We start from the raw sequence: 21,862 nt of genomic DNA, 5'->3' as shown, positions 1-21,862 counted from the left end.
TCAAACGGTGTAGTAGCCGGAACGGCTCAGGGGCAAGCGGCGCACGCGGGCGTTGGACGCTGCGTGCAAGGCGTTGACCAGGGCCGCCGCCACCGGCACCGCGCCGGTCTCGCCGACGCCACCGGGGCTTTCCAGGCTGGGCATCAGGTGCACTTCAACCGGCGGCGCGTCGCTCATGCGGATCTGCCGGTAGGCGTTGAAGTTGTTCTGCTGCACCCGGCCGTTTTCCACCAGGATCTCGTTGAACAGCGCCGCCGACAGGCCGAACAGCGTGCCGCCCTCCACCTGCGAGGTCACCGAGGTGGGGTTGTTGACGAAGCCGCAGTCGATCACCGACACCAGGCGCTTGATCTTGAGGGCGCGCTCACCCTGCATTTCCAGCTCGACCACGGTGGCGATGAAGCTGCCGAACACGGCGGTCACGGCAATGCCGCGCCCCTGCCCCTTGGGCAACGGCGTGTGCCAGTCGCTCAGCTCGGCGGCGCGCTTGAGCACCGCCAGTGCCCGCGGCTGCGTGCTGATCAGCCCCGCGCGGTAGGCCACCGGGTCGGCCTTGGCGCGGTGCGCCAGCTCGTCCACGAACGACTCCAGCACATAGGTGCTGCGCAGCGGCCCCACGCCGCGCCACCAGGACACGGGGATGGTTTTCGGGTCTTCGCGGATGTAGCGCACCTGCAGGTGCGGCAGCTGGTAGATGGGCTCGATGGCCACCTCCACCGCGTCGGCATCGACGCCGCTGGGCGGCAACGCGCCGACGAAGGCGGCGATCACCGAGGCGCCGGCAATTCGGTGGTCCCAGCCCTGGGGCCGGCCGTCGTCGTCCAGCGCGGCGTTGATGCGGTCGACGTAGTGCGGGCGGTAGAGGTCGTGGGTCATGTCCTCTTCACGGCTCCACACCAGCTTGATCGGGTAGTCGACCTGGCGGGCGATGTCCACGGCCTGGAAGATGAAGTCCGACTCCAGCCGGCGGCCAAAGGCGCCGCCGATCAGCTGGTTGTGGATGATCACTTTGTCCTGGGGCAGGCCGCTGATTTTCGCCGCGCCCATCTGCGCGAACACCGGCGCCTGGGTGCCCACCCACAGCTCGCAGGCGTCGGCGCGCACGTGGGCCACGCAGCCCATGGGCTCCAGCGGCGAGTGCGAAAGGAACGGCTGCTGGTACACCGCTTCGAAGCGGCTGCTGGCCGCGCCCAGGGCCTGGGCGATGTCGCCACTGGTGTGGGCGACCACGCCGTCGCGGCCGCTGGCGTCCAGCAAGGCCTTGTCCAGCAGCGCCGAATGGCCTTCGCCGTTAGGGCCGTAGTCCCAGTCGATGCGCAGGGCCTTGAGGCCTTGCTGGCAGGCCCAGAAGTGGTCGCCGATAACGGCCACGGCGTTGCTCAGCTTGATGATGTCATGCACGCCGGGCACCTTGCGCGCGTCGCCTTCGTCCAGCGCTTTCAGCGTGCCGCCGTGCACCGGGCAGGTCAGGGTCGAGGCGATGCGCATGCCCGGCACGTGCAGGTCGATGGTGAACTGGGCCTTGCCGGTGACCTTGTCGGGGGTGTCGAGGCGCCGGGCCGGGGTGCCCAGCAGCTTGAAGTCGCCGATGGCCTTGAGCGGCACGTCGGTGGGCAGCGGCAGTTGTGCGGCGGCGTTGGCCAGCTCGCCGTAGCCGGCCACCTGGCCTTGGGGGCCGTGGATCTGGCCGTGTTCGGCGCGGCACTGGCTGGGCGCGACCTTCCAGCGAATGGCGGCGGCCTGGGTCAACAGGATGCGCGCGGTGGCGCCGGCCTTGCGCAGCGGCTCCCAGGTGTAGCGCGTGGATGACGAACCGCCGGTGGCCTGGAACTGCAGGATAGTGTCGGTGTACAGCGCGCCATTGGGCGGCGCTTCCTGGATCTGCACCTGGTCCAGGCCCACTTCCAGCTCTTCGGCGACCATCATCGCGATGCCGGTCTGGGCGCCCTGGCCCATCTCGATCTTTGGCGAAATGACGCGCACGCGGCCGTCCTCGCCGATTTGCACGAAGGCGCCGAAGCCTTCGAACTGGGTGGCACCGGGGCGCCCGGGCGCCACCGCTTCAGCCGCGGCGGAGCGGGCCACCAGCGGTGGCAGCCAGGTGCTGAGCACCAGGCCGCCCAGGGTCAGCGCGCTGCCCTTGAGCAGGCCACGGCGCGACAGGTCGGGGCCGGGGAATTTTGCAGAGTTCATGGGGTTACCCTCAGGCCTGGCTGACGCTTTTGATCGCGGCACGAATGCGCGTGTAGGTGGCGCAGCGGCACAGGTTGCCGCTCATCGCCGTGACGATCTGCTCGTCGTCCGCCTTGGGGTGGTTGTGCAGCAACGCCGCCGCGGCCATGATCTGCCCCGGCTGGCAGTAGCCGCACTGCACCACTTCGTGCTCAAGCCAGGCCTGCTGCAACTGCGCGCCCACCGGCGTCTCGCCGACGCCCTCGATGGTAGTGATGGCATGGCCTTGCACTGCGCTCACCGGCAGCACGCAGGAACGCACCGCCTGGCCGTCCAGGTGCACCGTGCACACGCCGCACTGGGCGATGCCGCAGCCGTACTTGGTGCCGGTCATGCCCAGCACATCGCGCAGTACCCACAGCAGGGGCATGTCGTCGGGCACGTCGACGTCATGCGCCTGCCCATTGATGGTCAAGGTGTGCATGGTGTTTCCTCATTACAGCGATCACGGTGGCGCCTGCCGGGCTACGTTGGCCGGGCAGTACGATTTGCAAGTCTAGAACTCTAGCAGTGCAGGCCTCGGTTTATTGGACCGACGTGCTATAACCGGACGATGAAGCAAGCATTCCGCAGTTTTGTGCAAGCCGCTATGCTGGAGCCATGACCAGCCCCGTCCCGATCCGCCAGCCCTGCCCCCCGGCCGCCTGCAACTGCGGGCACGGCCAGCTGCTGGCCGACCCCGGCGCCGACCTGCGCATCCTGCAACTCACCCGCTTCGAGGAACGCAAACTGCTCGAGCGCCTGGAAAGCCTGCAAAGCTTCGAAGACCTGCAGCGCCTGTGCGGGCGCATGCACGAGTTGCTGGGCATCCGCGTGCGCATCCGCCCCAGCCACAACGAAGTGCGCAGCGCGCGCGGCTTGCTGATCGAATTCGACGAACAGCCAGGGCTGTGCCGCAAAACGCGCGAGGCGATACCGGCGGCGATACGGCGGGCGTTGGTGCAGAGGCCGGAGATATTGTTCCGGTTGCTGGATGCGGAGGATTTGTTGCGCGATGCATGAATATCTGAATTATTCGTGCCCCCGCCCCTTACGTGGCTGTCCGGTGTAGGGCACGCACTGAATAAATTACTTACAAATTGAAATACCAACAAACCTTATTTAGAGAAGACACCCTTCTAGATCCACATTTCTGCGTAGCACCCCATAAAAAATCAGTGTACCGCTTATAGTTCCACCTTTTCAAAATTCCGTTCACCCCCCTGCACCTAACCGAAGAAACTCCTGTTCACGGCGAACTTTCCAACGTAGATAAAGCCACTTCAAATTGACGAAAACCTTTGCATTTGCTGACTGCCTCTGCTGTATAAATGGGTTCAAGGTCGAGCAGAGTTTCAGCAACAGGGTTCCATATATGTCATACAGCATCTCTTCATCATAAACATCGTGCTTCAGAGCAACAGCAACTCGCTCCCACGCGTTTAAGATCTGGACGACTCGATCGTGTTCCTTCGTCGGTTTGCGCTCCACAGCTAGCGCCACGATCTCTGCGCTCGTCATTTTGCACAACTTCACATGAAAGGTTTTAGCCGCCTTTCTCATCACTTCAGAATCACTAAACGACACCTGAAAATCCATAGTATGCTTCGCTCGAGTCAGGTGCCGCTGGGACCCCCAACTTAAATAGGCAATACAGGACGTGACCGTCAAAAAAATTAACGTCGGATTCTTCTTCAAAAAGAAAAATATTTGTAAAAAAGTAAAATTAGCCTTGATCACAAGAAAAGAAAAGACAGCCACTACAATTAGCCAAAATATAGGCTTATGCGCTTTAACCACAACCATACTCCCTGTTAAAATAAAAACGCCCCCATCTCTGGAGGCGCCTTAGTAAATCTTGAAGCTTTAGATCCAATCTTCTTCACGGTAGATACGGGTCATAGATTCCTCCTTCGCTCCTTTCGGGAGCCGCCATGGTAAAGATCAAAGCACACTTGTCAATTCAAGCCGATAAGCGTGGTTCCCCGGATGACGGCTCATTCAAGCTACCCCAGCAAGCCGGTGGGGTCAAGGTTGAGTATCAAGCCCTATTTGCCTGGCCAAACCAGCGACACGAGCAACCCTTGAACGCAGCCATTGGCATCGGTACCACATATATTTTCACACAAATGCGCTGAGAGTCCCCCGAGGGACATGCGGAACTCATGGACGCTTAAATTGAGGTACGCCATGGTTTAGCTGCACGCATGATCTCTGCCAGACGGTACACCTTGTCGCGCCCTTTGTGGCGGGTCCAGCGCAGGTTTTCTACCAGCGTTTTTTCTTCGGCGTTCAAGCGCAGGTATCCCAATGATCGAACGGCGTGTTGCCGAATTGCCGCGTCGTCTGGGCATGCTTCGAGCGCTTCGCGCAACTGCCGCAGCACCAGCGCCTGGAGGCCGGGGCTGATCAGATTGTCGGGGGTAGCCTGGGGTGGGGCGAGGTTATCGAGCAAGGCGATAAGGGATTGCAGCTGGGTGGAAGTTGAGGCGGGTAAGCAAGTTGGGTTATGCATGGTTCAATCTCCTAGGACGCAATGATCGCCCCCTGACGCCAATCAGGTGGGCGAAGCCGTACGGGTTGGCGTACCGGAGGAGATCCCGGCGTGCCCGAAGGCACCCACGCACGGCTTCGCCCATAACGGTCGCAACCATGCCGCAAAGATGAGAAGACCGCCATAAGCGGCTTCTCATTTGCTCTCTCCTTCCAGGACGCCAATCCTGCACCGCTGATGTGCAGCGGCGGGCGAACCTTACTCGGATTGGTCGGCGCGAGGCAACCCCTACATCCGCTTTGCGACAGCGGCGACGCAACGGGTGCAACCGTACCACCCGTAGCAGCGGCCGCAGGCCGCGTCACGGGCGCCACCGTTTAGCAGGGACACCGCATAGGGGCCGGACACAGCCTGCGGCAGCTGCTACGGGGCTGCGTGGTTGTTGTAGGAAAATTCTGATTATTCGCGTCCGGGACCCGATCGACGATTCCGCGTGTAAACTGCCGCGCCCACGCCTGTCAGGACGACAAATGCATATTCCGCCTTTACCCCGTGGCGCCCTGCAACGCGCTGCCAATGTCCTACTGGTACTGGCACTCGCCACCCTCGCCTGGCAATGGCTCACCCGCCCCACCGCCCCGCATCTGGACAAACTGGTGGTCAAGCAGCCGTTGGGCGACAGCACCTTCCTCTACGGCGCACGCGACAACCGTGGAGGCGCGACGACCGGCTTCAGCTATCGATACTACGTGCAGCAGGACGCGGGGGATGACGCAGCGACGTTGGAAAAGCTTGCCCAGGCCTCTGCGTTCCTGGTGGCTGATGATGATGCCGTTAAAGCGGAACAGGGCCAGGACAGCATCACGATCAAGGTCAACGGCCGGGTATTCGACTATCGAAGTGACGCATTGGTCGCAGCGCCCAACCATTACCGGCAGGTGCGATTTTCAATGATACAAACCGCGGCCCGCCCGTAGCAGCGGCCACAGGCCGCGTCACGGGGGTGGGGTTTTGGTTGCGCGGGAAAGCACCAGGCTGAGCACCAACAGCCACGCCACCGTCATTACCGCGCCACCCGCCAACAGGCTGGCGCTGATGGCCGTGCGGTACAGCTCGGTCAATTGCGCCACATCCGCCCCCGCCACTGCACCCAGCCCCTGGGGCAAGGTCAGCGACATGCCTTGCAGCGCCGCCGGCAGCTCGGCCAGTTCCCGGCGCAGGGTGTAGCTCATGATGCCGCCGGCCACGGCCACGCCCAGCGCCGCACCCAGGGAGCGGCAGAACGACAGCCCCGCCGTGGCCGCGCCCATCACCTTCAACGGCACGGCGTTCTGCACGATGACCGTGGCGTTGGGCATGCCGATGCCCATGCCCGAGCCCAGCACGCCCATGGCCAGCAGGAAGTAGCCGGCGCCCAGTTTGTGCTGGGCAAAGATCAGCAGCATGAACAGGCCCACCGCTTCCAGGCCCACGCCCAGCAACAGCAGCACTACGTGGTTCTGCTTGCGGGTGGAGATGGCGCCGCCGATGAACGAGCTGATGACCATCATCACCACCTGCGGCAGGGTCATGATGCCCGACTCGGTTGGCGTCTGGTGCAGCACCGCCTGATAGTACAGCGGCATGAACACCAGCGAGCCCATCATGGCGAAGGCCATGGCCGCCATGGCGGCAATGGCGATGGAGTAGCGGCGGTTGGCGAACAGACGCGGGTCGATGATCGGCTCCGGCGCCTTGTGCTCCACCCGGTACAGCAGGGCGAAGCCGAAGAATGCCAGCAGGCCCAGGGCCCAGGTGCTGAAACTGTCCGCCTGGCCGGCCAGGGAGAAGGAATGGGTGAGCAACAGCAGCGCCGAAGTGGCCACGCACAGCACGGCCGCGCCGCGGTAGTCGACCTTCACATCGGCCTGGCGCTTGATGGCCGGCAGGTTGATCATCAGCCCGGCGATGGCCAGCGCGCCCAGGGGAATGTTGATCAGGAACACCCAGCGCCAGCTCCACTGGGTGGTGATGAAGCCGCCCAGCAGCGGGCCCGCCGCGGCGCTGACGGCGAAGGCTGCCGAGAACAGCCCCTGGTAGCGCCCCCGCTCGGAGGGTTTTACCACGCTGCCGATCACCACTTGGGATAAGGTCATCAGGCCGCCAGCACCCAGCCCCTGCAGGCCGCGGAAGGCAATGAGCTGGGTCATGCTGGTGGCCAGCCCGCACAGCAGCGAGGCGCCGACGAATACGCCGATGCTGATCAGGAACAGCGGCCGCTGGCCGTACTGGTCCGAGAGCTTGCCGTACAGCGGCGCGCCGATGGTGCTGGTGAGCATGAACAGCGTCACCACCCAGCTCATGCCCTCGATGCCTTTCATTTCACTGGCGATCACCGGCAGCGCGGTGGCGACGATGCTCTGGTCGAGGGCCGCCAGCACCATGGCCACCAGCAGCGAGGCCAGCAGCCAGAAGCGCGGTGAGGTGGAGGCCGTGGCGGCGGTTTCCGTGGTGGAGGTGGAAGACAACGGGCAGTTCCTCGAAGGTCAGGTAAAGGCGCGGCCGCTGATTTAGCCTTGCCGGCTATCCATCTGACAAGGGTGCAGGCGAAAGCTCCGCAGTTTCTGCACAGTTGCCGAAGAGCCGGGCCGCGCTGCCTAGTGTTTCAATGCCAGCAAGCCGGCACACAGCACCAGGAACAGGCAGAACAGCGTGCGCAGGGTGCGCTCGGGCAAGCGGTAGGCGACTTTCACGCCCCAGCTGACGCTAACCAGCCCGCCCACCGCCATGGGGATGCCCATCAGCCAGTTCACATGATGGTGCAGCGCGTAGGTGACCAGGGTGATGCCGGTGCTGGGCGCTGCCAACGCCAGGGACAGTGCCTGGGCCGCCACCTGGCTGGCGCCGAATACGCTGGTGAGCACCGGCGTGGCCAGCACCGAACCGCCCACGCCGAAGAAGCCGCCCAACACCCCGCTGCCACCGCCCAGGGCCAGCAGTGCCGGCCAGCGGGCGCGCACCTCGCCGCTGCCGGCGGCCTTGGGCAGGAACATCTGCGTGTAGTTGTAGGCGGCCAGCACCAGCATGAACACGGCAAAGCCGATGCGCATGGCATTGGGGTCCAGGCCCACGGCAATCATCGAGGCAAGCCCTGCGCACACCAGCCCGCCGGCCGCCAGCGGCAGCGCCTGGAAGAAGTTGATGGGGGTGCGCTGGTGGTAGCGCCACATGGCCAGCAGAATGTTCGGCACCACCATCACCAGCGCCGTGCCCTGGGCCAGCTGCTGGTCGAGGTTGAAGAACAGCGCCAGCACCGGAATGGCGATCAGCCCGCCGCCGATGCCGAAAATCCCGCCCAGGGTGCCCATGGCGGCGCCCAGCACCAGGTACATCAGCCACTCGATCATCTTGCTACCTTCATTCGTCGTCGCCCCGTGCGCGGCGGCGACCTTACTGCAGCGCGGCGCGCAGGACAATCACGAACGCGGGGCGGTGACGTCCAGCAGCGGGATTTCCTCGATGGCCCAGGCCCCGCCCTCGCGCCGCGCCGGGCTGGGCACCACGCAGGCAGTGCGGCCGGTGAACTCACGGGCCAGGCGCGCCTCGTCGATGCGCCAGCCGCGCTGTTCCAGCTCGCGCAGGCGCTGGCGGAAGGCGATCTGCAGGCCGTCGGACTTCACCGACACCTCCTGCTGCCAGGTGTCCGGCACGCGTTCGGGGCGCACCTTGCGCAGCACTTCGTGGTCCTGCTCGAAAATGCGCAGGTTGCTGGCGATGGTGCGGCGGTCGAACAGCGGCGAGCGCAGGAAGGTGCGGCCCATCATCCACCAGGTGCGGGTGCGGTTGGCGGCCACCGGCACGTGGGCGGAGACGATATGGATGCGCCAGCCCGCGCGCGGCGCCAGCTCCAGGGTGGCGCAGGGGCCGGAGAAGTGGAAGCCGGGCACGGTGGTGACGTCCACGTGCTGGCCCGTGGGCGTGCGCCGCAGCCAGCCCTTGCGCACCGGGCGGCGCATGACCATGTGGGCGTGGCCGCTCCAGGCCTGGCGCTCGACGTCGAAGGCGGCGATTTGCGGGTGGTCGGGGTCGCCGAAGGTGGACCCGTGCACGAACGGCGCGTGGGCAAAATCCAGGCCGTTTTCCATGACCCGGTCCCAGCTGGCGTCCCAGTCGAAATGCCCGGACACCACGCGCACGTTGGGGTCGTCGACCCAGTCCAGCGCGGGCAGCGGTGGCCGTTCGGCCTCGGGCAGGTCGCCGATGAAGGCCCAGACCCAGCCATGGCGTTCAAGGGTCGGGTAGGCGTCCACCCGCGCCTTGACCGGTATGCGCGCCTCGGGCTGCGCCGGAATGTGCGTGCAGCGGCCATCGGCGCCGAAGCGCCAGCCGTGGTAAGGGCACTGCACGCTGGCGCCGACCTTGCTGCCCGCCGACAGCGAGCCGCCGCGGTGCACGCAGATATCGGACAGCAGCCGCGCCACCCCGGCCTCGTCACGGAAGGCCACGAACGGCTGGCCCAGCAGTTGCACCGGCGCCAGGCCATCAGTCAGCTGCGCCGAAGGCAGCACCACGTACCAGAGATTTTTCAGCATGGGAATGAACAGGCCAGAAGGGAGGACAAGGTTACCCCTTGGACCACGCCAGGGCCAAACAGTTGACCGTTCGGCCAGGCCTGGCCTAGAGTAGCCGCCTGTTTCAGCGGACCGCCTTGCACATGCTTCGTGCCCACCACCCTTTCCAGGCACTGCCACCCTGCCCCACCGACGCCGGCCTGAGCCGCCGCCGCAGCGTGCTGTTCGCGTTCACCTTCTCCCCGCCCCGCCACGCCTGATCCCCACGGCCAGCCCCTGTTCCTGACGGCAGCGGCTCGCCCGGTTGCGCGCGCGTGCCCGACGGGTTGCGCGCGCTGTTGATTTGCCTGCGTGGACCACCCATGAATCGCCTGACCCTGCCTGTACTGTTGTTCGTCGCCGCCGTGACCGGCATCTGCCTGGGCGCCACCGCGCCCCTCACCGCCCTGCGCCTGCTGGAAGGCGGCGCCAGTGCCGCACAAATCGGCATGCTCTCGGCGCTGCCCGCCGTGGGCATGATGCTGGCCGCCAGCTTGTGCGCGCGGCTGGCCCGGCGTTTCCACCGGCGCCAGCTGTTCCAGGCCTGCCTGGCCCTGTGCCTGGCCAGCGTGGCGTTGCTGGAACCGGCACGCCATTCGCTGTACAGCCTGGCCGCGCTGCGCCTGGGCATGGGGCTGGGCATGGGCCTGGTGATCATCCTCAGCGAGGCCTGGATCAATGAACTGAGCAGCGACCAGCGCCGCGGCCAGTCCATCGCCGTGTACACCACCGCCTACACCGGCAGCCAGATGCTCGGCCCGTTGCTGATCTCGCTGCTGGGCACCGACGGCCCGGCGGTGATCGTCACCGCCAGCGTGAGCGTGGTGCTGGCCTGGTTGGCCTTGCTGGGCCTGGACAGCAGCGACCCCGCCGCCAGCGAAGCAGACACCGCCCGCAGTTTCTCCCTGGCCGGTTTCCTGCGCCTGGCCCCAACGCTGTGCATGGGCGTGCTGTTTTTCTCGTTCTTCGACAGCGTGGTGCTGGCGCTTTTCCCGGTGTACGCCAGCGACAACGGCATCGCCCCGGCCGAAGCCGCGCTGATGGTCAGCGTCATCCTGCTGGGCGACATGTGCCTGCAGCTTCCCCTGGGCTGGCTGGCCGACCGCGTGCCGCGCGCCGCCCTGCACCTGGCCTGCGGCGTGTGCGTGCTGGCCATCGGCGCCAGCCTGGCGTGGCTGATCGGCGCCGGCAGCCTGCTGTGGCCGGTGCTGTTCCTGCTGGGCGCGGCGGCGGGCGGCACCTACACCCTGGCCATCGTGCTGATTGGCGAGCGCTTCCGCGGCCAGGACCTGGTCACCGCCAACGCGGGCGCCGGCTTGCTGTTCGGCCTGGGCAGCGTGCTGGGGCCGGTGGTCAGTGGCGGGTTGATGCAGGCGTCCAGCGTGGGCTTGCCGGTGGCGCTATCGATAGCGGCCGGGGTGTTCGTGTGCACGGCGGCAGGTGGGGTGTGGCAGGCGCGGGGGCGGTTGGCGGCGGGTTGAGGTGTTGGCCCTGACGCAGGGTGGCCTAGTGGCCCAGCACTTTGAAAATTCTTTCGAAGCGGCTTACGTAGTAATCACCCTCCGGGGACAGCACAGTACTTGGGTTGGCGCCGGGACTGTCAGATATTTTGTGTACGAGCCGGTAACGGCCTGCCGTCAGGCAGGCCGTGCTCTTACCAGGTCGGCCTGATAAACCGATCACCGTACAGAATCGCGAATTGATTCATCGCACTCTTCCAATCCTGAGCCGCATTGCCCCAGTTTGCCGTGATATTTCGCAATCCCAGCCAGATAAGCTTCGTCGCCGCCTCGTCCGTAGGGAAGTGGCTTCGTGTCTTGATAATCTTGCGCAGCTGGGAGTTTATGCTCTCGATGGCGTTGGTGGTGTAGATCACCTTCCGTATGGCTGGTGGGAACACGAAGAACGGGATGACCCGGTCCCACGCCCGCCGCCAGGCTGCAACCACGGTGGGGTGTTGCTTGCCCCAAGGGCCGGCTTCAAAGTCGTTCAGCGCCTGCTCAGCTACCTCGGCGTTCAGCGCCTGGTAGATGGGTTTGAGCGCCTTGGTCAACTCGCGTCGCTTGTCCCAGGCCACGTAATCCAGGCTGTTGCGGATCAAGTGGACGATGCAGGTCTGCAGCGTCGTCTGCGGATAAACCGCCGCCAGCGCTTCTGGCATGCCCTTGAGCCCGTCGGTGACGGCGATCAGCACATCTTCCACGCCCCGCGTCTTGAGGTCGTTGAAGACCTTCATCCAGAACTTGGCGCCCTCGGTCGTCTCGATCCAGATACCCAGGATATCGCGGGTTCCGTCAGGCAAAACACCCAGCGCAAGGTAGACCGCCTTGTTGCGAACCAGTCCTTCTTCGCGGATTTTGACCCGCAGCGCATCGAAGAAAATAACCGGGTACATAGGCTCCAGGGGCCGCTGTTGCCACGCACCGATCTCAGCCATCACCTCGTCGGTTACCGAGCTGATGAAGTCAGGCGAAACGTCCGTGCCGTATTGCTCGGAGAGAAACGCACGGATTTCCCTGACCGTCATGCCACGGGCATACATGGCGATGATCTTGTCGTCGAAACCGGTGTAACGGCGCTCGTGCTTGGGAATCAGAATGGGGGCGAAAGTGCCGTCCCGGTCGCGCGGGATTTCCAGTCGGATGGGCCCATCACCGGTCAAGACCGTCTTGCCGGTTTTGCCGTTACGGTGATTGGTTTCATCCTCTGGGCGCTGCGCGCCCGGCGGATAGCCCAAGTGATGGCCGAGTTCGGCACTCAAAGCTCGTTCAATCAGGGCCTTCTTGAACGCCGCAGAGGCATCCTCGATAGCTTCGGCCGTCATTGGCCCGTCAACGAACTGCTCCAGCAGCTCTTTCGGGATTTTTGGTAGCTCGCGGAGCGGGGTTTTCTTTTTGGTTGGCATGCATGCACCTCTTACTCATGTTATGCCCGAACACAAAATTTCTGACACTCCCTTGGCGCCTGACAAAAGCGTACTCGGAGGACGATTCGCAAATCGGCTGATCCCACCCTCACCGAACGCCGGGTCCGGTTGTGCTGCGCCATCGACTCGGCCAATACGGACTTCAGCCTCGTCGTTGGTTACACCGCTCACGACCAGGCGGAAATTTTCCCCCGCGCCAGTCGCTACGCCGCTTACCCAGCGGCTTCCAGCAGGATGACTGGGGCTAACCCAGAGCTCGCCATTATTGAAGGTCGGATCCGTCTTCCCATCAGCGTTATAAGCACGCACAGTGGCCAAGCTCTGCTCGCCTCCCGCATTCAGCCCCGCCAGCTTGAAGTCGTCATCAGCTCCCAGGATCAAATACGGATAATCACTGAGCTCGTTCCTGTTTATTGGAAGTAAAGGGGAGCCTTTTGGACCAAAGTCATAATCAGGCTCGCCGCTGCTCAAGCGGCGCACGAGAATACTGTTCACGGGGGGGCTGCCGATCAGGTTTCTATCAACGGTCAGGAGGGGTTTACCGCGATTTTCCCCATTTCGTTGTACCTGCAGTTGAAGCGGGAAGTTCATATTCCGCTCTTCACCGGCCAAGTCGATAACAACGTAACCGGACCGATTGAAGCTCAACTCAACCGCGCCCTCACTCGTCAGGCACAACAAGACAGACAATGGCAAGCGTGCATCGGTGAAGCGCGCCGAGAAGGCAACGAACCAGCGATTATCGATGCCCGCCGTCACAATCCCGCCGCCTGAGTAGTTGGGGATTTTTTCGCCAGTTCGTTCCTCAAGGGCGTGTTCGGCGAGAGGGGCAAACGAGACGACAACATCGTCTTTTTCCCGAGATAAAACATCGTCCAACGCGACGAACACTTTGCCATCAGGCCCGAACGCCTGGTCTGGCTGACCATGGTCATCATAACGGGCTAGCATCAAACTGCCCTCATGCGCCGCAAACACCAGAATTTTGTCTTCTGCCAGTTCCAGCGAAACCCGAGGCCTGCCACTTGGGTGTACGTCCTCCTTCACACCGCCTGTACCAAACGTTGGGTCAAGCGTGCCGTCAGGCAAAAACTTGCTGACTTGGTAGCCGGGCAGTTGCGCGTTGTGAGTGAGCACCACCAGCGCACCGTCCGGACTGACCCTGGTGGTAACAATCGCTGACAGACTCGGGAGGTGATTCATGTTGATCCAGCCTTGATCACCAAAACGCGTATCCAGGTCACCGGCTTTTCGTGTGCCACGTTGGTTATTCATGAGCGTTCACTCTTGGTGGGAAAGGCCAAGGGTCACGCTGTTCTGGTGCTCCCGGATACTGTCAGAACTAACAGTGGATTCACGCAATTTCCCCTTACATCCTCACGGTTGCCAGCCCCCCAGGGCAGCCGTACCCTACGCACCGTCTTCCAACAACGAAGACCGGGTTTAGCGACCCGATTCACGAAGCCCGCAGCACCATAATGCTTATTGGAGGGCAAAATGCCTAAAATAAGCCTTATGGCAGTTGCGTGCGGGAGGCCTTCGGGCCTGCCGGTCGTGACCGGTTCGCTAACCTGCGCGCAGCTGCCACCCACCATCTTCCGCCCCGTGGCAGCGCTGGCCCCCTGGAGCTATCGCCATGGACGCGTTCACCGCCACAACGTTTTTCCGCCACCAACGGCCGCTTCGCGCGCTGATGATCGAAGGCCAGGCCTGGTTCTGCGTCAAAGACCTGGGCCGCCTGCTGGGGCTGCCCTACCCCGAACGCCGCCTGCACCGCCTGGAACGCGACCAGCACCGCGACACCTGGGTGAAGGCCGACGGCCAGTGGGGCAAGCACCTGCTGGTGAGTGAATGCGGGGCCCTGACCCTGATCGTGCGCAACCAGACCCCGAAAACCGCGGCATACGCCACTGGCTGGTGCACGAGGTGATTCCCGCGCTGCGCCATGGCGAACCTTGCGAGCAACCGTCGGTGACGGCCATGAGTTGGCGCGGCGAGCCGCTGCGCGTGATGTATTGGCGCGATGAGCCGTGGGTGCGGTTGCGGGACATGCCCGGGGTGCTACCCAGGGAAGGGGCAAGGCCGAAAGAGCGGTGGTGGGCGCGGTGGAATTGAAGCGTAGCCGCTGCCGCCAGGCTGCGCTGGGCCCGGCGTACGCTGAAGGTTTGCAGCGTGGCTGAGGGCCAGCGCAGCCTGCGGCAGCGGCTACGGGTGGGGGGCGGGAGAGCGGTGTGTATCCCGGACGCGGCCTGGCGGCCGCTGCTACAGGTGGCTTATTCCAACAGGGCCTGAACCCTGGCCAATGCATCGTCTACCACCGCTTGCGGCGCCTTTTCGATTCGCTTGGCTTGGCGGGCCTCAAGGTCCATTGAACGAATCTGATTGACCAACACCGCGCCCTGGGTCTCACAGCCGCTTCCCGTCAACGGCACCGCGAAGCCTGCATCCCGGGAGAAATTTCCTCCTTGGGTGATGGGTGCCACCAGCGCCAGGCCCAGCGCATTGAATGCAGCCGGGGACAACACCATGGCGGGCCGTGAGTCGCCTTGCTGCTCCCGTCCAGAGGTGGGGTTGAAGGTGATACGAATGATGTCCCCGCGATCAATCTTGCCGCGTCTCATACTTCGCGCCCTACAGGCGGCAGGGCATGCCAATCAGCCATACCCTCTGTTTCGGGAGCCGTGCTATCGCACTGATCCAGCAGTTCTGCGAGCGTATAGCGGGGCTTCTTCGAGGCTGGGGTCAACACAATATTGCCGTCCAGAATATCCAGGCTCAAAGTATCGCCCATGCTGATCCCCAGTTGCTTGAGCACGGTTGCCGGTACTCGAAGCCCGGCACTGTTACCCCATTGCTGGATTTTGACATCCATGACCGCCTCCATTTCTTCACCTCTTATGTTGATACATTGTATATCCGCTTCATAGGCGGGATTCAACGCATATGTTTATACAAAGGCTCTACGGAATGGCCTGTGCTTGCAGTAGGACTTTTCCGATCTTTGACGGAGAACTGGTTCCTCCCCCCAATTCCCGCCCGGAATGCCCCCATGAAAACCCCTCATTTCATTTCCCGCCGCCCATCCCGTACGCTGCCCCTTCACCCGCCAATCAAGGAGCCGTGCCGTGAGTCTTCGCCTGTATGTCGATGCCCAGTTCACCAGCCCCTATGCCATGTCCGTGTTCGTCACGCTGACGGAAAAAGGCCTGCCGTTCGAGGTGCACCCGGTTGACCTGGACGCGCTTGAGCAACACGCCACGCCCTACGCCGGCTTGTCCCTGACCCGCCGCGTGCCGACCCTGGTGAACGGCGATTTCGCCCTGTCGGAGTCCTCGGCCATCTGCGAGTACCTGGACGAACTGTATTCAGACCGCCCGGTCTACCCGCAGGCCCTGGAGGCCCGTGCCCGGGCGCGGCAGGTGCAGGCGTGGCTGCGCAGCGATTTGGCGGCCATCCGCCAGGAGCGCTCCACGCTGGTGGTGTTCTGCGGCCAGAAGGCAGCGCGCTTGTCTGCGGAAGCCGAAGCCGGCCGGGACAAGTTGTTCGCTGCCGCCGGAGCCCTGCTGGGCGACGGCCGCGAGCACCTGTTCGGCGACTGGTCGATCGCCGACACGGACCTGGCGCTGATGCTCAACCGCCTGGTTTTGAACGGTGACGAGGTGCCGCCGGCTCTGAAGCGTTATGCCCAGAGGCAGTGGCAGCGACCGTCCGTGCAGGCCTGGGTTGCGCAGCTTCGGGCCTGACGCACCGCGGCGTCTGGGACGCGGCCTGCGGCCGCTACATCCTGTGGGAACTGGCTTGCCAGCGAGCTCTTGGGACCATAAAAGCTCGCTGGCAAGCCAGCTCCCACAAAGACCGTTGCTGCTACACTGCGCGCCCCGTTATCGGAACCGCGCATGAGCGTTACCCGCCGCTTCAGTCACTGGCTTGCCTGTTTTGCCGTGCTGGTCAATCTGTTGGCCATGCCCCTGCATGCCCAGCAGATGCAGGCGATGGAAGGCATGCCGGCCGAGCACTGCGGCATGCCGGGCATGGCGGCCATGCACGACGACATTCGCCGCCTGGTGGACGTGCTGGACCCGCACCCGCACAAGATGCACCACGGCGACTGCTGTTGCTGTGGCGCCAGCGGCCTGGCCGGGCCGCCCGCCAGCCACTGGCGCGCGCCCCTGCCGCGCTATGTGGCCCAGGGCCCGGTGCTGCAACCCACGGTACCCAGCGTAACGCCCCGTTATCGCTGGCCCAGCCTCAACCCGCGCGCCTCCCCGCTGACCTGAGCGGTACCCCCTCATCTGCTCCGCACACCGCAGCCCGCCAAGGGCCTGCGCGCCCGTGCACGACTTTTACTTGGCTCACCAGGAACCGTGAACCATGGCTTTTCAGCGCAACCTTCACCCGGCGCGGCCTGCCCGTGCCTGCACCACCTGCCTGCTGCTCACCGGCGCCTTCACCTGCGCCCACGCCTTCGCCGGCAACGCCCAGGACTCGACCCTGACCCTGGGCACCGTCACCGTCAACAGCGCCCAGGCCGGGCCACTGTCCACCAGCAGCGTGCTCAGCTCGGTGGACATACTGGGGGGCGACGTGGTGGAAAAAATGCCCGTCACCTACAGCTGGGAGCTGTTCAGCCGCCTGCCCGGCGTGGAACTCACCGAGTTCAACCAGGGCACCACGTCCGGCAAGATCTCCTTCCGCGGCTTCAACGGCGAAGGCGAAGTGAACGCCGTGAAGCTGCTGATCGACGGCATTCCCAGCAACAGCAACGACGGCAACATGCCCTTCATGGACATGGTCTTCCCGCTGGACATCGACAGCATCGAGGTGGTGCGCGGCACCAGCGACCCGCGCTACGGCCTGGACAACATCGCCGGCAACGTCAACATCAACACGCGCATCGGCGGCGACTACACCAAGGCCCGGGTGCGCTATGGCAGCTACGGCACCCGCGAGACGCAGCTGGCCAAGGGCATCGAGAGCGCCAACTGGACCCAGAACTACTTCCTGGCGTACCAGAAGGCCGACGGCTACCGTGACCACGCCGACCAGGACCGCGTGTCGGTGGCCGGCAAGTGGTTCTACACCCCGGACGACGCGGCCTACCGCCTGGGCCTGATACTGCGCCACTACGAAGGCCAGGCCGACGAGCCCGGCTACCTCACCGGCGCCAACGCCCACAGCCACCCCACCATGACCAACAGCTACAACGACAGCGACCAGGGCACCCGGCGCATGAACAGCGCCAGCCTGCACTTCGACACGGACCTTGCCGACGACCTGTCGCTGGCCGCCAAGGCCTACCTCAACACCTTCGACGACCGCCGCTGGACCCGCTACTGGAGCAGCAGCACCCAGCAGGAGCGCGACGCCTACGAAACCCAGTACGGCGCCATGACCACCCTGACCTGGCGCCCGCAGGTGGACGTGCTGCACGCCCTGGCCGTGGAAGGCGGCGTGGACGTGCAGCGCCAGCAGAACGTCAGCGAGCGCTACAGCACCGTGGAACGGCTGCGCAGCGCCCAGACCCGCGACCAGCATTTTGATTTCAACACCCTGGGCGCCTACGTGCAGACCGTCATCGAGCCCACCGACAGCCTGAAGATCATCCCCGCCTACCGCGTCGACAAGCTCAGTGGCGACTACACCGACGAGCTGACCGGGCACAGCTACGCCATGAACGACTACGGCCTGATCAAGCAGCCCAAGCTCAGCGTGGTGTATTCGCCCTGGTCGGTGGCCAGCCTGTACGCCAATTGGGGCCGCACCTTCCAGGTCGGCACCGGCTCGTCCAGCTACAAGGTGCCGCCGCAGACCAGCGACCTGGCGCCGTCGATCAACGACGGTTGGGAGACCGGGGTGAAGTTCACCCCCACGGCCTGGCTGGACGGGCGCATCGCCTACTGGCAGCAAGAGGCGTCCGGCGAGGTCAGCCGCCGCTTGAACGACCCCAGCGGCGCCTCGGACAACATCGGCGAAACCCGGCGCTGGGGCTACGACCTGCAGCTCAACCTGCACCCCGGCGAGCGCACCCAGGCGTGGCTGGCGTACTCCTGGCAGTACTCGAAAATCCTCAAGGCCGGCTCCACCTACCCCGACAGCCAGGGCAACGAGATCGACCACGTGCCGCACCACGTCTACAACGCCGGCGCCAGCTACCAGTTGACCCCGGCGCTGAGCGTGAACGGCTGGGTGAACGGCCAGAGCGACTACTACCTGGAGGACGACAACCGCCAGGGCAAGTTCGGCGGCTACGTGCTGTTGAACCTGGGCGCCACCTACAAGCTCAGCGAGCACCTGAGCGTGGACGTGCAGGTGAAGAACCTCGCCAACCGCTACTACGAGTACGTGTGGTACGACCCGGACGGCGCCCAGGCGCCGCTGCACTCACCCGGCGACGGGCGCGCGCTGTACACCGGGCTGACGCTGGACTTCTGAGGCTGGCTTCATAAGCCCGCTTCCTGCCGCCGCTTGCGGAATTCCGCCACCTTGTGACGGTTGCCGCAGGCGGCCATGCTGCACCAGCGGCGCTTGTGCGACTTGGTGCGGTCGTAGAACAGCAGCGTGCACTCGTTGCTCTCGCACTGGCGCACCAGGCTGAAGTCGCCGTCGGCCAGCAGCTCGGCGGCGCTCAGCGCCAGCTGGCTCACGCAGCGGGTGACCGCGTCGTCGCCGCTGGCCCGGTCCAGGCTCACCCCGCCATCTTCCCTCCATACCAGCTGCACCACGGCCTTGCGCAGCAGCGCGTTCAGGGCCGTGGGGTCGGCTGCCTGGCCTGCCAGCCGCGCGTAGAGCAGCGGTTCGAAGGTGTCGCGCAGCTGTTTCAGCGCCAGCAGCAGTCGCGCCTGCTCAGCCGATGTATCAGCGCCGGGCACATCCAGGCCCAAGGCCTCCAGCCATTGCAGCGCCACGTCTGCGCTGGTCAGCAGGTCGCGGCGCTGGCCGTCGACCATCATTTGCGTGTTGAGCAGGTCCAGGGCCGGGTGGTCGGCGACCACCAGCGGCGCTGGCAGGGTTGCGGTCATGGTGCGGTCTCCGTTCGTCTCGCCCACAGTGTAACCGATAAAAACAATTTGACTAGTTACAGAATGCATGAACAAATAGACCTGTAACCACCAATATCGCAATTAACAGTTACATGAGGCCGCCACCATGACCGTTCACTACCGCTATGCCGACGCCGATGGCGTGCGTGTGTTCTACCGCGAAGCCGGCGCCGCCGACGCCCCGGTGCTGTTGCTGCTGCACGGCTACCCCACCTCCTCGCACCAGTTCCGCGAGCTGATCCCGCTGCTGGCCGGCCACTTTCGGGTCATCGCCCCCGACCTGCCGGGCTTTGGTTTCACCCAGGTGCCGGCGGCGCGCGGGTACGTCTACAGCTTCGACAACCTGGCCCTGACCCTGGGCGCGTTCCTCGACACCCTGGGCCTTGAACAGTACGCGATGTACATCTTCGACTACGGCGCGCCCACCGGCCTGCGCCTGGCCCTGGCCCACCCCGAGCGCGTCACCGGCCTGGTGTCGCAGAACGGCAACGCCTACCTCGAAGGGCTGGGCGATGCCTGGGCGCCCATTCGCCGCTACTGGGCCGAGCCCACTGCCGAGCACCGCCAGGTGGTGCACGACAACGTGCTGAACCTTGAAGGCACCCGCTACCAATACGAGGAAGGCGTACCCCACCCCGAGCTGATCGCGCCCGAGAGCTACACCCTCGACGCGCTGCTGATGGAGCGCCCGGGCAACAAGGACATCCAGCTGGACCTGTTCTACGACTACCGCAACAACCTCACCCTGTACCCGGCGTTCCAGCAGTTCTTCCGCGACACCCGCCTGCCCACGCTGGTGATCTGGGGCAAGGGCGACCCGTTCTTCATTCCGCCGGGCGCGCAGGCCTACGCCCGTGACAACCCCAACGCCATCGTCGAGCTGCTGGACACCGGCCACTTCGCCCTGGAAACCCACGTGCGGCACATCGCCGGGCGCATTATCGATGTGCTAGGTTAACGGCCTTTTGCCGAGGCCTTACCCATGCAAGGATCTGTCATTTCCCGCGATGGAACGTCCATTGGCTACCAGCGCTGGGGCACCGGCCCGGCGCTGGTGGTGTGCCATGGTGCCTTCAGCCAGGCGCGGGACTGGACGGCGTTCGCGCAACTGCTGGGCGAGAGCCACACGGTGTACCTGTACGACCGCCGCGGCCGTGGGGCCAGCCCCTATGGCGCGGCGCCCTATTGCCTCGACGCCGAGCTGGACGACCTGGCTGCCATGGTGGAACTCGCCGGTGATGGCTGCGCGGTGCTGGGCCACAGTTTTGGCGGCGGCTGCGCGCTGATGTACGCCCTGCGCGATGGTTTCAAGGGCACGCTGGTGCTGTACGAACCGATGAACTCGCTGCCACGCCAGGCCAGCGACGGCCACCTGCCGCGCCTGCAGGCGCTGGTGGCGCAGGGTGAGCTGGAGGCGGCCACGGTGCACGCCCTGACCCACATCGTGCGGATGAACCCGGCGCAGGTGGAGCTGATGAAGCACATACCGCTGTGGCCGGCCATGGTCGCCACCGCGCCGGCCTTCGTCAACGAAGCGGCGGCGCTGGACACCATCACGCCGTCGCTGGAGGACTGCCGCGCGCTCAAGGCCCGACCCTTCATGCTGCTGGGCGAAGCCAGCGACCACGACCCGTGCCTGCTGTGCCCGGCGGCGCTGGTGGACCGCCTGCGCGGGCTGACCCTGTACCCGCTGCGGCGCCAGGGCCATGCCGCCTACCTCACCGACCCGGTGCAGCTGACGCGCGTGGTGCGCCAGTGCCTGGCCACGGCTATTTAGCCTTGCCTTCGCGCGGCTTGTAGAACAGGAATTCGGCGGTTTGCGCCGTGCGCAGGTATTTGCCCGCCCACGCCGGCTTCACCTTTCTATCGTGAAAATACATGGCGCCATGGGTGGCGTCCGGCGACTCCTGGTTGAGCGCCTTGCGCGCGATTTCCTTGGCGATGCTGTAGCGGTCGGCCTCCTGCACGTCATCGGCGCGGCCGTCGCACCACCAGGAAAACTGGCAGACCTTCTTGTCGGCGCCCTCCTTCACCACCTCGCACACGGTGCCGGGGAAGCCCTCGTGGCCGACGCGGTTGAGCACCACATGGGCCACCGCGTCCATGTCGGCCGGGGTGCCGCCCTTGGCTTCCCAATAGATGGTGCGCGCCAGGCAGGTCAGTGGCTCGTCCACCGGCTTGGCGCCGGCGGGGTCCACCACCTGGGCTTCGGTCTTGGTGATGATCTCGGCCTTGGGCACCGGGGTGGCAGTGTCCTTGTCGGCGGCTTTCTGCTCCAGCACCTCGGCCTTCTGGATGGCCTTGGCGGGGCTGGCGGGAGGATCGTCGGCCAGTATGAAGGGGGAAAACACCAGCATTGCCACGCCTGCCACGGTAACGAGAGCGCGCATGATTGGAACTCACTGAGGGTGCCGCGACGGTCCTGCCCAAGCCCCGTATGCCCCCGGTTTTGCGGGGCCATCGGGCCATTATCCTTATTGGTGAAATCACTGTAGCAGCTGCCGCAGGCGGCGTCGCAGGCAACGCTTGGTTATCCCAGCTACGTCGGCGTCGCCTGTATCGCGACCAAGGTCGGCTCCTACCACGGACGCCGTAGGAGCCG

Annotated in this window: 23 protein-coding genes; 10 read left to right on the top strand and 13 right to left on the bottom strand. The window is 64.7% G+C overall.

Annotation, left to right across the window (positions count from 1 at the left end):
• Together RAM80_RS28445 and RAM80_RS28440 are read right to left on the bottom strand one after the other, a co-directional pair.
• Window positions 1-2,193 (bottom strand): molybdopterin cofactor-binding domain-containing protein, encoded by a 2,193-nt coding sequence (locus RAM80_RS28445; protein ID WP_416423701.1) that lies wholly within the window; start codon window positions 2,191-2,193, stop codon window positions 1-3.
• A 10-nt stretch (window positions 2,194-2,203) separates the two neighbouring features.
• A complete protein-coding gene (locus tag RAM80_RS28440) occupies window positions 2,204-2,656 on the bottom strand; it encodes a (2Fe-2S)-binding protein (protein ID WP_416423700.1) in 453 nt (150 codons plus the stop codon).
• Between the two features lie 176 nt (window positions 2,657-2,832).
• Between RAM80_RS28440 and RAM80_RS28435 the strand changes: the two genes are divergently transcribed.
• Window positions 2,833-3,234, top strand: coding sequence for a hypothetical protein (locus RAM80_RS28435; RefSeq protein WP_416423699.1), 402 nt, complete (start codon window positions 2,833-2,835; stop codon window positions 3,232-3,234).
• A 192-nt stretch (window positions 3,235-3,426) separates the two neighbouring features.
• Here RAM80_RS28435 and RAM80_RS28430 read toward each other — a convergent pair whose 3' ends face one another.
• Window positions 3,427-4,011, bottom strand: a complete 585-nt coding sequence (locus RAM80_RS28430; protein ID WP_416423698.1) for a DUF4760 domain-containing protein — start codon at window positions 4,009-4,011, stop codon at window positions 3,427-3,429.
• A 134-nt stretch (window positions 4,012-4,145) separates the two neighbouring features.
• Here RAM80_RS28430 and RAM80_RS28425 point away from each other — a divergent pair, with 134 nt between their 5' ends.
• Window positions 4,146-4,349: a hypothetical protein gene (locus RAM80_RS28425; protein ID WP_416423697.1), complete on the top strand. Its 204-nt coding sequence runs from the start codon at window positions 4,146-4,148 to the stop codon at window positions 4,347-4,349.
• Window positions 4,350-4,384: 35 nt separating this feature from the next.
• On the opposite strand, the gene RAM80_RS28420 is transcribed toward RAM80_RS28425, so the two are convergent.
• Window positions 4,385-4,726 carry a hypothetical protein gene (locus RAM80_RS28420; protein WP_416423696.1) on the bottom strand — a complete coding sequence of 114 codons (342 nt, stop codon included), beginning with the start codon at window positions 4,724-4,726 and terminating at the stop codon, window positions 4,385-4,387.
• Window positions 4,727-5,235: 509 nt separating this feature from the next.
• Here RAM80_RS28420 and RAM80_RS28415 point away from each other — a divergent pair.
• The gene (locus RAM80_RS28415) at window positions 5,236-5,682 is read left to right on the top strand and encodes a hypothetical protein (protein WP_416423695.1); all 447 of its coding nucleotides are present in this window, start codon (window positions 5,236-5,238) and stop codon (window positions 5,680-5,682) included.
• An 18-nt stretch (window positions 5,683-5,700) separates the two neighbouring features.
• On the opposite strand, the gene RAM80_RS28410 is transcribed toward RAM80_RS28415, so the two are convergent.
• The 3 genes from RAM80_RS28410 to RAM80_RS28400 all read right to left on the bottom strand — a co-directional run bounded on the left by RAM80_RS28410 (window position 5,701) and on the right by RAM80_RS28400 (window position 9,276).
• Entirely contained in the window at window positions 5,701-7,212 is a 1,512-nt protein-coding gene (locus RAM80_RS28410; protein ID WP_416423694.1) for a DHA2 family efflux MFS transporter permease subunit, read from the bottom strand.
• Between the two features lie 129 nt (window positions 7,213-7,341).
• Window positions 7,342-8,091, bottom strand: a complete 750-nt coding sequence (locus RAM80_RS28405) for a sulfite exporter TauE/SafE family protein (RefSeq protein WP_416423693.1) — start codon at window positions 8,089-8,091, stop codon at window positions 7,342-7,344.
• A 69-nt stretch (window positions 8,092-8,160) separates the two neighbouring features.
• Window positions 8,161-9,276, bottom strand: a complete 1,116-nt coding sequence (locus RAM80_RS28400) for a Rieske 2Fe-2S domain-containing protein (protein WP_416423692.1) — start codon at window positions 9,274-9,276, stop codon at window positions 8,161-8,163.
• 341 nt (window positions 9,277-9,617) lie between these two features.
• On the opposite strand from RAM80_RS28400, the gene RAM80_RS28395 reads away from it, so the two are divergent.
• The gene (locus RAM80_RS28395; RefSeq protein ID WP_416423691.1) at window positions 9,618-10,775 is read left to right on the top strand and encodes an MFS transporter; all 1,158 of its coding nucleotides are present in this window, start codon (window positions 9,618-9,620) and stop codon (window positions 10,773-10,775) included.
• Between the two features lie 173 nt (window positions 10,776-10,948).
• Here the strand turns inward: RAM80_RS28395 and RAM80_RS28390 are convergent, their stop codons facing one another.
• Window positions 10,949-12,199, bottom strand: coding sequence for an IS256 family transposase (locus RAM80_RS28390; protein ID WP_416423269.1), 1,251 nt, complete (start codon window positions 12,197-12,199; stop codon window positions 10,949-10,951).
• A gap of 15 nt (window positions 12,200-12,214) precedes the next feature.
• On the bottom strand, window positions 12,215-13,495 hold the full coding sequence (locus tag RAM80_RS28385; RefSeq protein WP_416423690.1) for a hypothetical protein: 1,281 nt from the start codon (window positions 13,493-13,495) through the stop codon (window positions 12,215-12,217).
• 361 nt (window positions 13,496-13,856) lie between these two features.
• Between RAM80_RS28385 and RAM80_RS28380 the strand changes: the two genes are divergently transcribed.
• On the top strand, window positions 13,857-14,150 hold the full coding sequence (locus RAM80_RS28380; protein ID WP_416423689.1) for a Bro-N domain-containing protein: 294 nt from the start codon (window positions 13,857-13,859) through the stop codon (window positions 14,148-14,150).
• Window positions 14,151-14,493: 343 nt separating this feature from the next.
• Here the strand turns inward: RAM80_RS28380 and RAM80_RS28375 are convergent, their stop codons facing one another.
• Window positions 14,494-14,841 carry a type II toxin-antitoxin system ChpB family toxin gene (locus RAM80_RS28375; RefSeq protein ID WP_416423688.1) on the bottom strand — a complete coding sequence of 116 codons (348 nt, stop codon included), beginning with the start codon at window positions 14,839-14,841 and terminating at the stop codon, window positions 14,494-14,496.
• A complete protein-coding gene (locus RAM80_RS28370) occupies window positions 14,838-15,092 on the bottom strand; it encodes an AbrB/MazE/SpoVT family DNA-binding domain-containing protein (RefSeq protein ID WP_416423687.1) in 255 nt (84 codons plus the stop codon). Before RAM80_RS28370 ends, RAM80_RS28375 begins: the two co-directional genes overlap by 4 nt.
• A gap of 253 nt (window positions 15,093-15,345) precedes the next feature.
• On the opposite strand from RAM80_RS28370, the gene yfcF reads away from it, so the two are divergent.
• The 3 genes from yfcF to RAM80_RS28355 all read left to right on the top strand — a co-directional run bounded on the left by yfcF (window position 15,346) and on the right by RAM80_RS28355 (window position 18,652).
• On the top strand, window positions 15,346-15,963 hold the full coding sequence (gene yfcF, locus RAM80_RS28365) for a glutathione transferase (RefSeq protein ID WP_416423686.1): 618 nt from the start codon (window positions 15,346-15,348) through the stop codon (window positions 15,961-15,963).
• A gap of 153 nt (window positions 15,964-16,116) precedes the next feature.
• A complete protein-coding gene (locus RAM80_RS28360) occupies window positions 16,117-16,497 on the top strand; it encodes a DUF2946 domain-containing protein (protein WP_416423685.1) in 381 nt (126 codons plus the stop codon).
• A gap of 94 nt (window positions 16,498-16,591) precedes the next feature.
• Window positions 16,592-18,652, top strand: coding sequence for a TonB-dependent receptor (locus RAM80_RS28355; protein ID WP_416423684.1), 2,061 nt, complete (start codon window positions 16,592-16,594; stop codon window positions 18,650-18,652).
• A gap of 8 nt (window positions 18,653-18,660) precedes the next feature.
• Here the strand turns inward: RAM80_RS28355 and RAM80_RS28350 are convergent, their stop codons facing one another.
• Window positions 18,661-19,239 (bottom strand): CGNR zinc finger domain-containing protein, encoded by a 579-nt coding sequence (locus tag RAM80_RS28350; protein WP_416423683.1) that lies wholly within the window; start codon window positions 19,237-19,239, stop codon window positions 18,661-18,663.
• A gap of 127 nt (window positions 19,240-19,366) precedes the next feature.
• Here RAM80_RS28350 and RAM80_RS28345 point away from each other — a divergent pair, with 127 nt between their 5' ends.
• Window positions 19,367-20,218: an alpha/beta fold hydrolase gene (locus tag RAM80_RS28345; RefSeq protein ID WP_416423682.1), complete on the top strand. Its 852-nt coding sequence runs from the start codon at window positions 19,367-19,369 to the stop codon at window positions 20,216-20,218.
• A 24-nt stretch (window positions 20,219-20,242) separates the two neighbouring features.
• Window positions 20,243-21,037 (top strand): alpha/beta fold hydrolase, encoded by a 795-nt coding sequence (locus RAM80_RS28340; RefSeq protein ID WP_416423681.1) that lies wholly within the window; start codon window positions 20,243-20,245, stop codon window positions 21,035-21,037.
• On the opposite strand, the gene RAM80_RS28335 is transcribed toward RAM80_RS28340, so the two are convergent.
• Window positions 21,030-21,650 carry a cell wall hydrolase gene (locus RAM80_RS28335; protein WP_416423680.1) on the bottom strand — a complete coding sequence of 207 codons (621 nt, stop codon included), beginning with the start codon at window positions 21,648-21,650 and terminating at the stop codon, window positions 21,030-21,032. The two genes, RAM80_RS28340 and RAM80_RS28335, sit on opposite strands and share 8 nt — an antisense overlap.
• Window positions 21,651-21,862 lie beyond the last annotated feature (212 nt).

Origin of the sequence: Pseudomonas sp. App30 (genome assembly GCF_047947025.1) — a bacterium.
GTDB lineage: Bacteria > Pseudomonadota > Gammaproteobacteria > Pseudomonadales > Pseudomonadaceae > Aquipseudomonas.
The sequence above is the reverse complement of the archived record's forward strand: the minus strand, read 5'-3'. Positions and strand labels throughout refer to the sequence as shown.

What these genes read in the sequence shown, in the direction of transcription:
- RAM80_RS28445 (WP_416423701.1), bottom strand. Translation starts at nt 2,193, where the DNA reads ATGAACTCTGCAAAATTCCCCGGCCCCGACCTGTCGCGCCGTGGCCTG.
- RAM80_RS28440 (WP_416423700.1), bottom strand. Translation starts at nt 2,656, where the DNA reads ATGCACACCTTGACCATCAATGGGCAGGCGCATGACGTCGACGTGCCC.
- RAM80_RS28435 (WP_416423699.1), top strand. Translation starts at nt 2,833, where the DNA reads ATGACCAGCCCCGTCCCGATCCGCCAGCCCTGCCCCCCGGCCGCCTGC.
- RAM80_RS28425 (WP_416423697.1), top strand. Translation starts at nt 4,146, where the DNA reads ATGGTAAAGATCAAAGCACACTTGTCAATTCAAGCCGATAAGCGTGGT.
- RAM80_RS28420 (WP_416423696.1), bottom strand. Translation starts at nt 4,726, where the DNA reads ATGCATAACCCAACTTGCTTACCCGCCTCAACTTCCACCCAGCTGCAA.
- RAM80_RS28415 (WP_416423695.1), top strand. Translation starts at nt 5,236, where the DNA reads ATGCATATTCCGCCTTTACCCCGTGGCGCCCTGCAACGCGCTGCCAAT.
- RAM80_RS28405 (WP_416423693.1), bottom strand. Translation starts at nt 8,091, where the DNA reads ATGATCGAGTGGCTGATGTACCTGGTGCTGGGCGCCGCCATGGGCACC.
- RAM80_RS28400 (WP_416423692.1), bottom strand. Translation starts at nt 9,276, where the DNA reads ATGCTGAAAAATCTCTGGTACGTGGTGCTGCCTTCGGCGCAGCTGACT.
- RAM80_RS28395 (WP_416423691.1), top strand. Translation starts at nt 9,618, where the DNA reads ATGAATCGCCTGACCCTGCCTGTACTGTTGTTCGTCGCCGCCGTGACC.
- RAM80_RS28390 (WP_416423269.1), bottom strand. Translation starts at nt 12,199, where the DNA reads ATGCCAACCAAAAAGAAAACCCCGCTCCGCGAGCTACCAAAAATCCCG.
- RAM80_RS28385 (WP_416423690.1), bottom strand. Translation starts at nt 13,495, where the DNA reads ATGAATAACCAACGTGGCACACGAAAAGCCGGTGACCTGGATACGCGT.
- RAM80_RS28380 (WP_416423689.1), top strand. Translation starts at nt 13,857, where the DNA reads ATGGACGCGTTCACCGCCACAACGTTTTTCCGCCACCAACGGCCGCTT.
- RAM80_RS28375 (WP_416423688.1), bottom strand. Translation starts at nt 14,841, where the DNA reads ATGAGACGCGGCAAGATTGATCGCGGGGACATCATTCGTATCACCTTC.
- RAM80_RS28370 (WP_416423687.1), bottom strand. Translation starts at nt 15,092, where the DNA reads ATGGATGTCAAAATCCAGCAATGGGGTAACAGTGCCGGGCTTCGAGTA.
- RAM80_RS28360 (WP_416423685.1), top strand. Translation starts at nt 16,117, where the DNA reads ATGAGCGTTACCCGCCGCTTCAGTCACTGGCTTGCCTGTTTTGCCGTG.
- RAM80_RS28355 (WP_416423684.1), top strand. Translation starts at nt 16,592, where the DNA reads ATGGCTTTTCAGCGCAACCTTCACCCGGCGCGGCCTGCCCGTGCCTGC.
- RAM80_RS28350 (WP_416423683.1), bottom strand. Translation starts at nt 19,239, where the DNA reads ATGACCGCAACCCTGCCAGCGCCGCTGGTGGTCGCCGACCACCCGGCC.
- RAM80_RS28345 (WP_416423682.1), top strand. Translation starts at nt 19,367, where the DNA reads ATGACCGTTCACTACCGCTATGCCGACGCCGATGGCGTGCGTGTGTTC.
- RAM80_RS28340 (WP_416423681.1), top strand. Translation starts at nt 20,243, where the DNA reads ATGCAAGGATCTGTCATTTCCCGCGATGGAACGTCCATTGGCTACCAG.
- RAM80_RS28335 (WP_416423680.1), bottom strand. Translation starts at nt 21,650, where the DNA reads ATGCGCGCTCTCGTTACCGTGGCAGGCGTGGCAATGCTGGTGTTTTCC.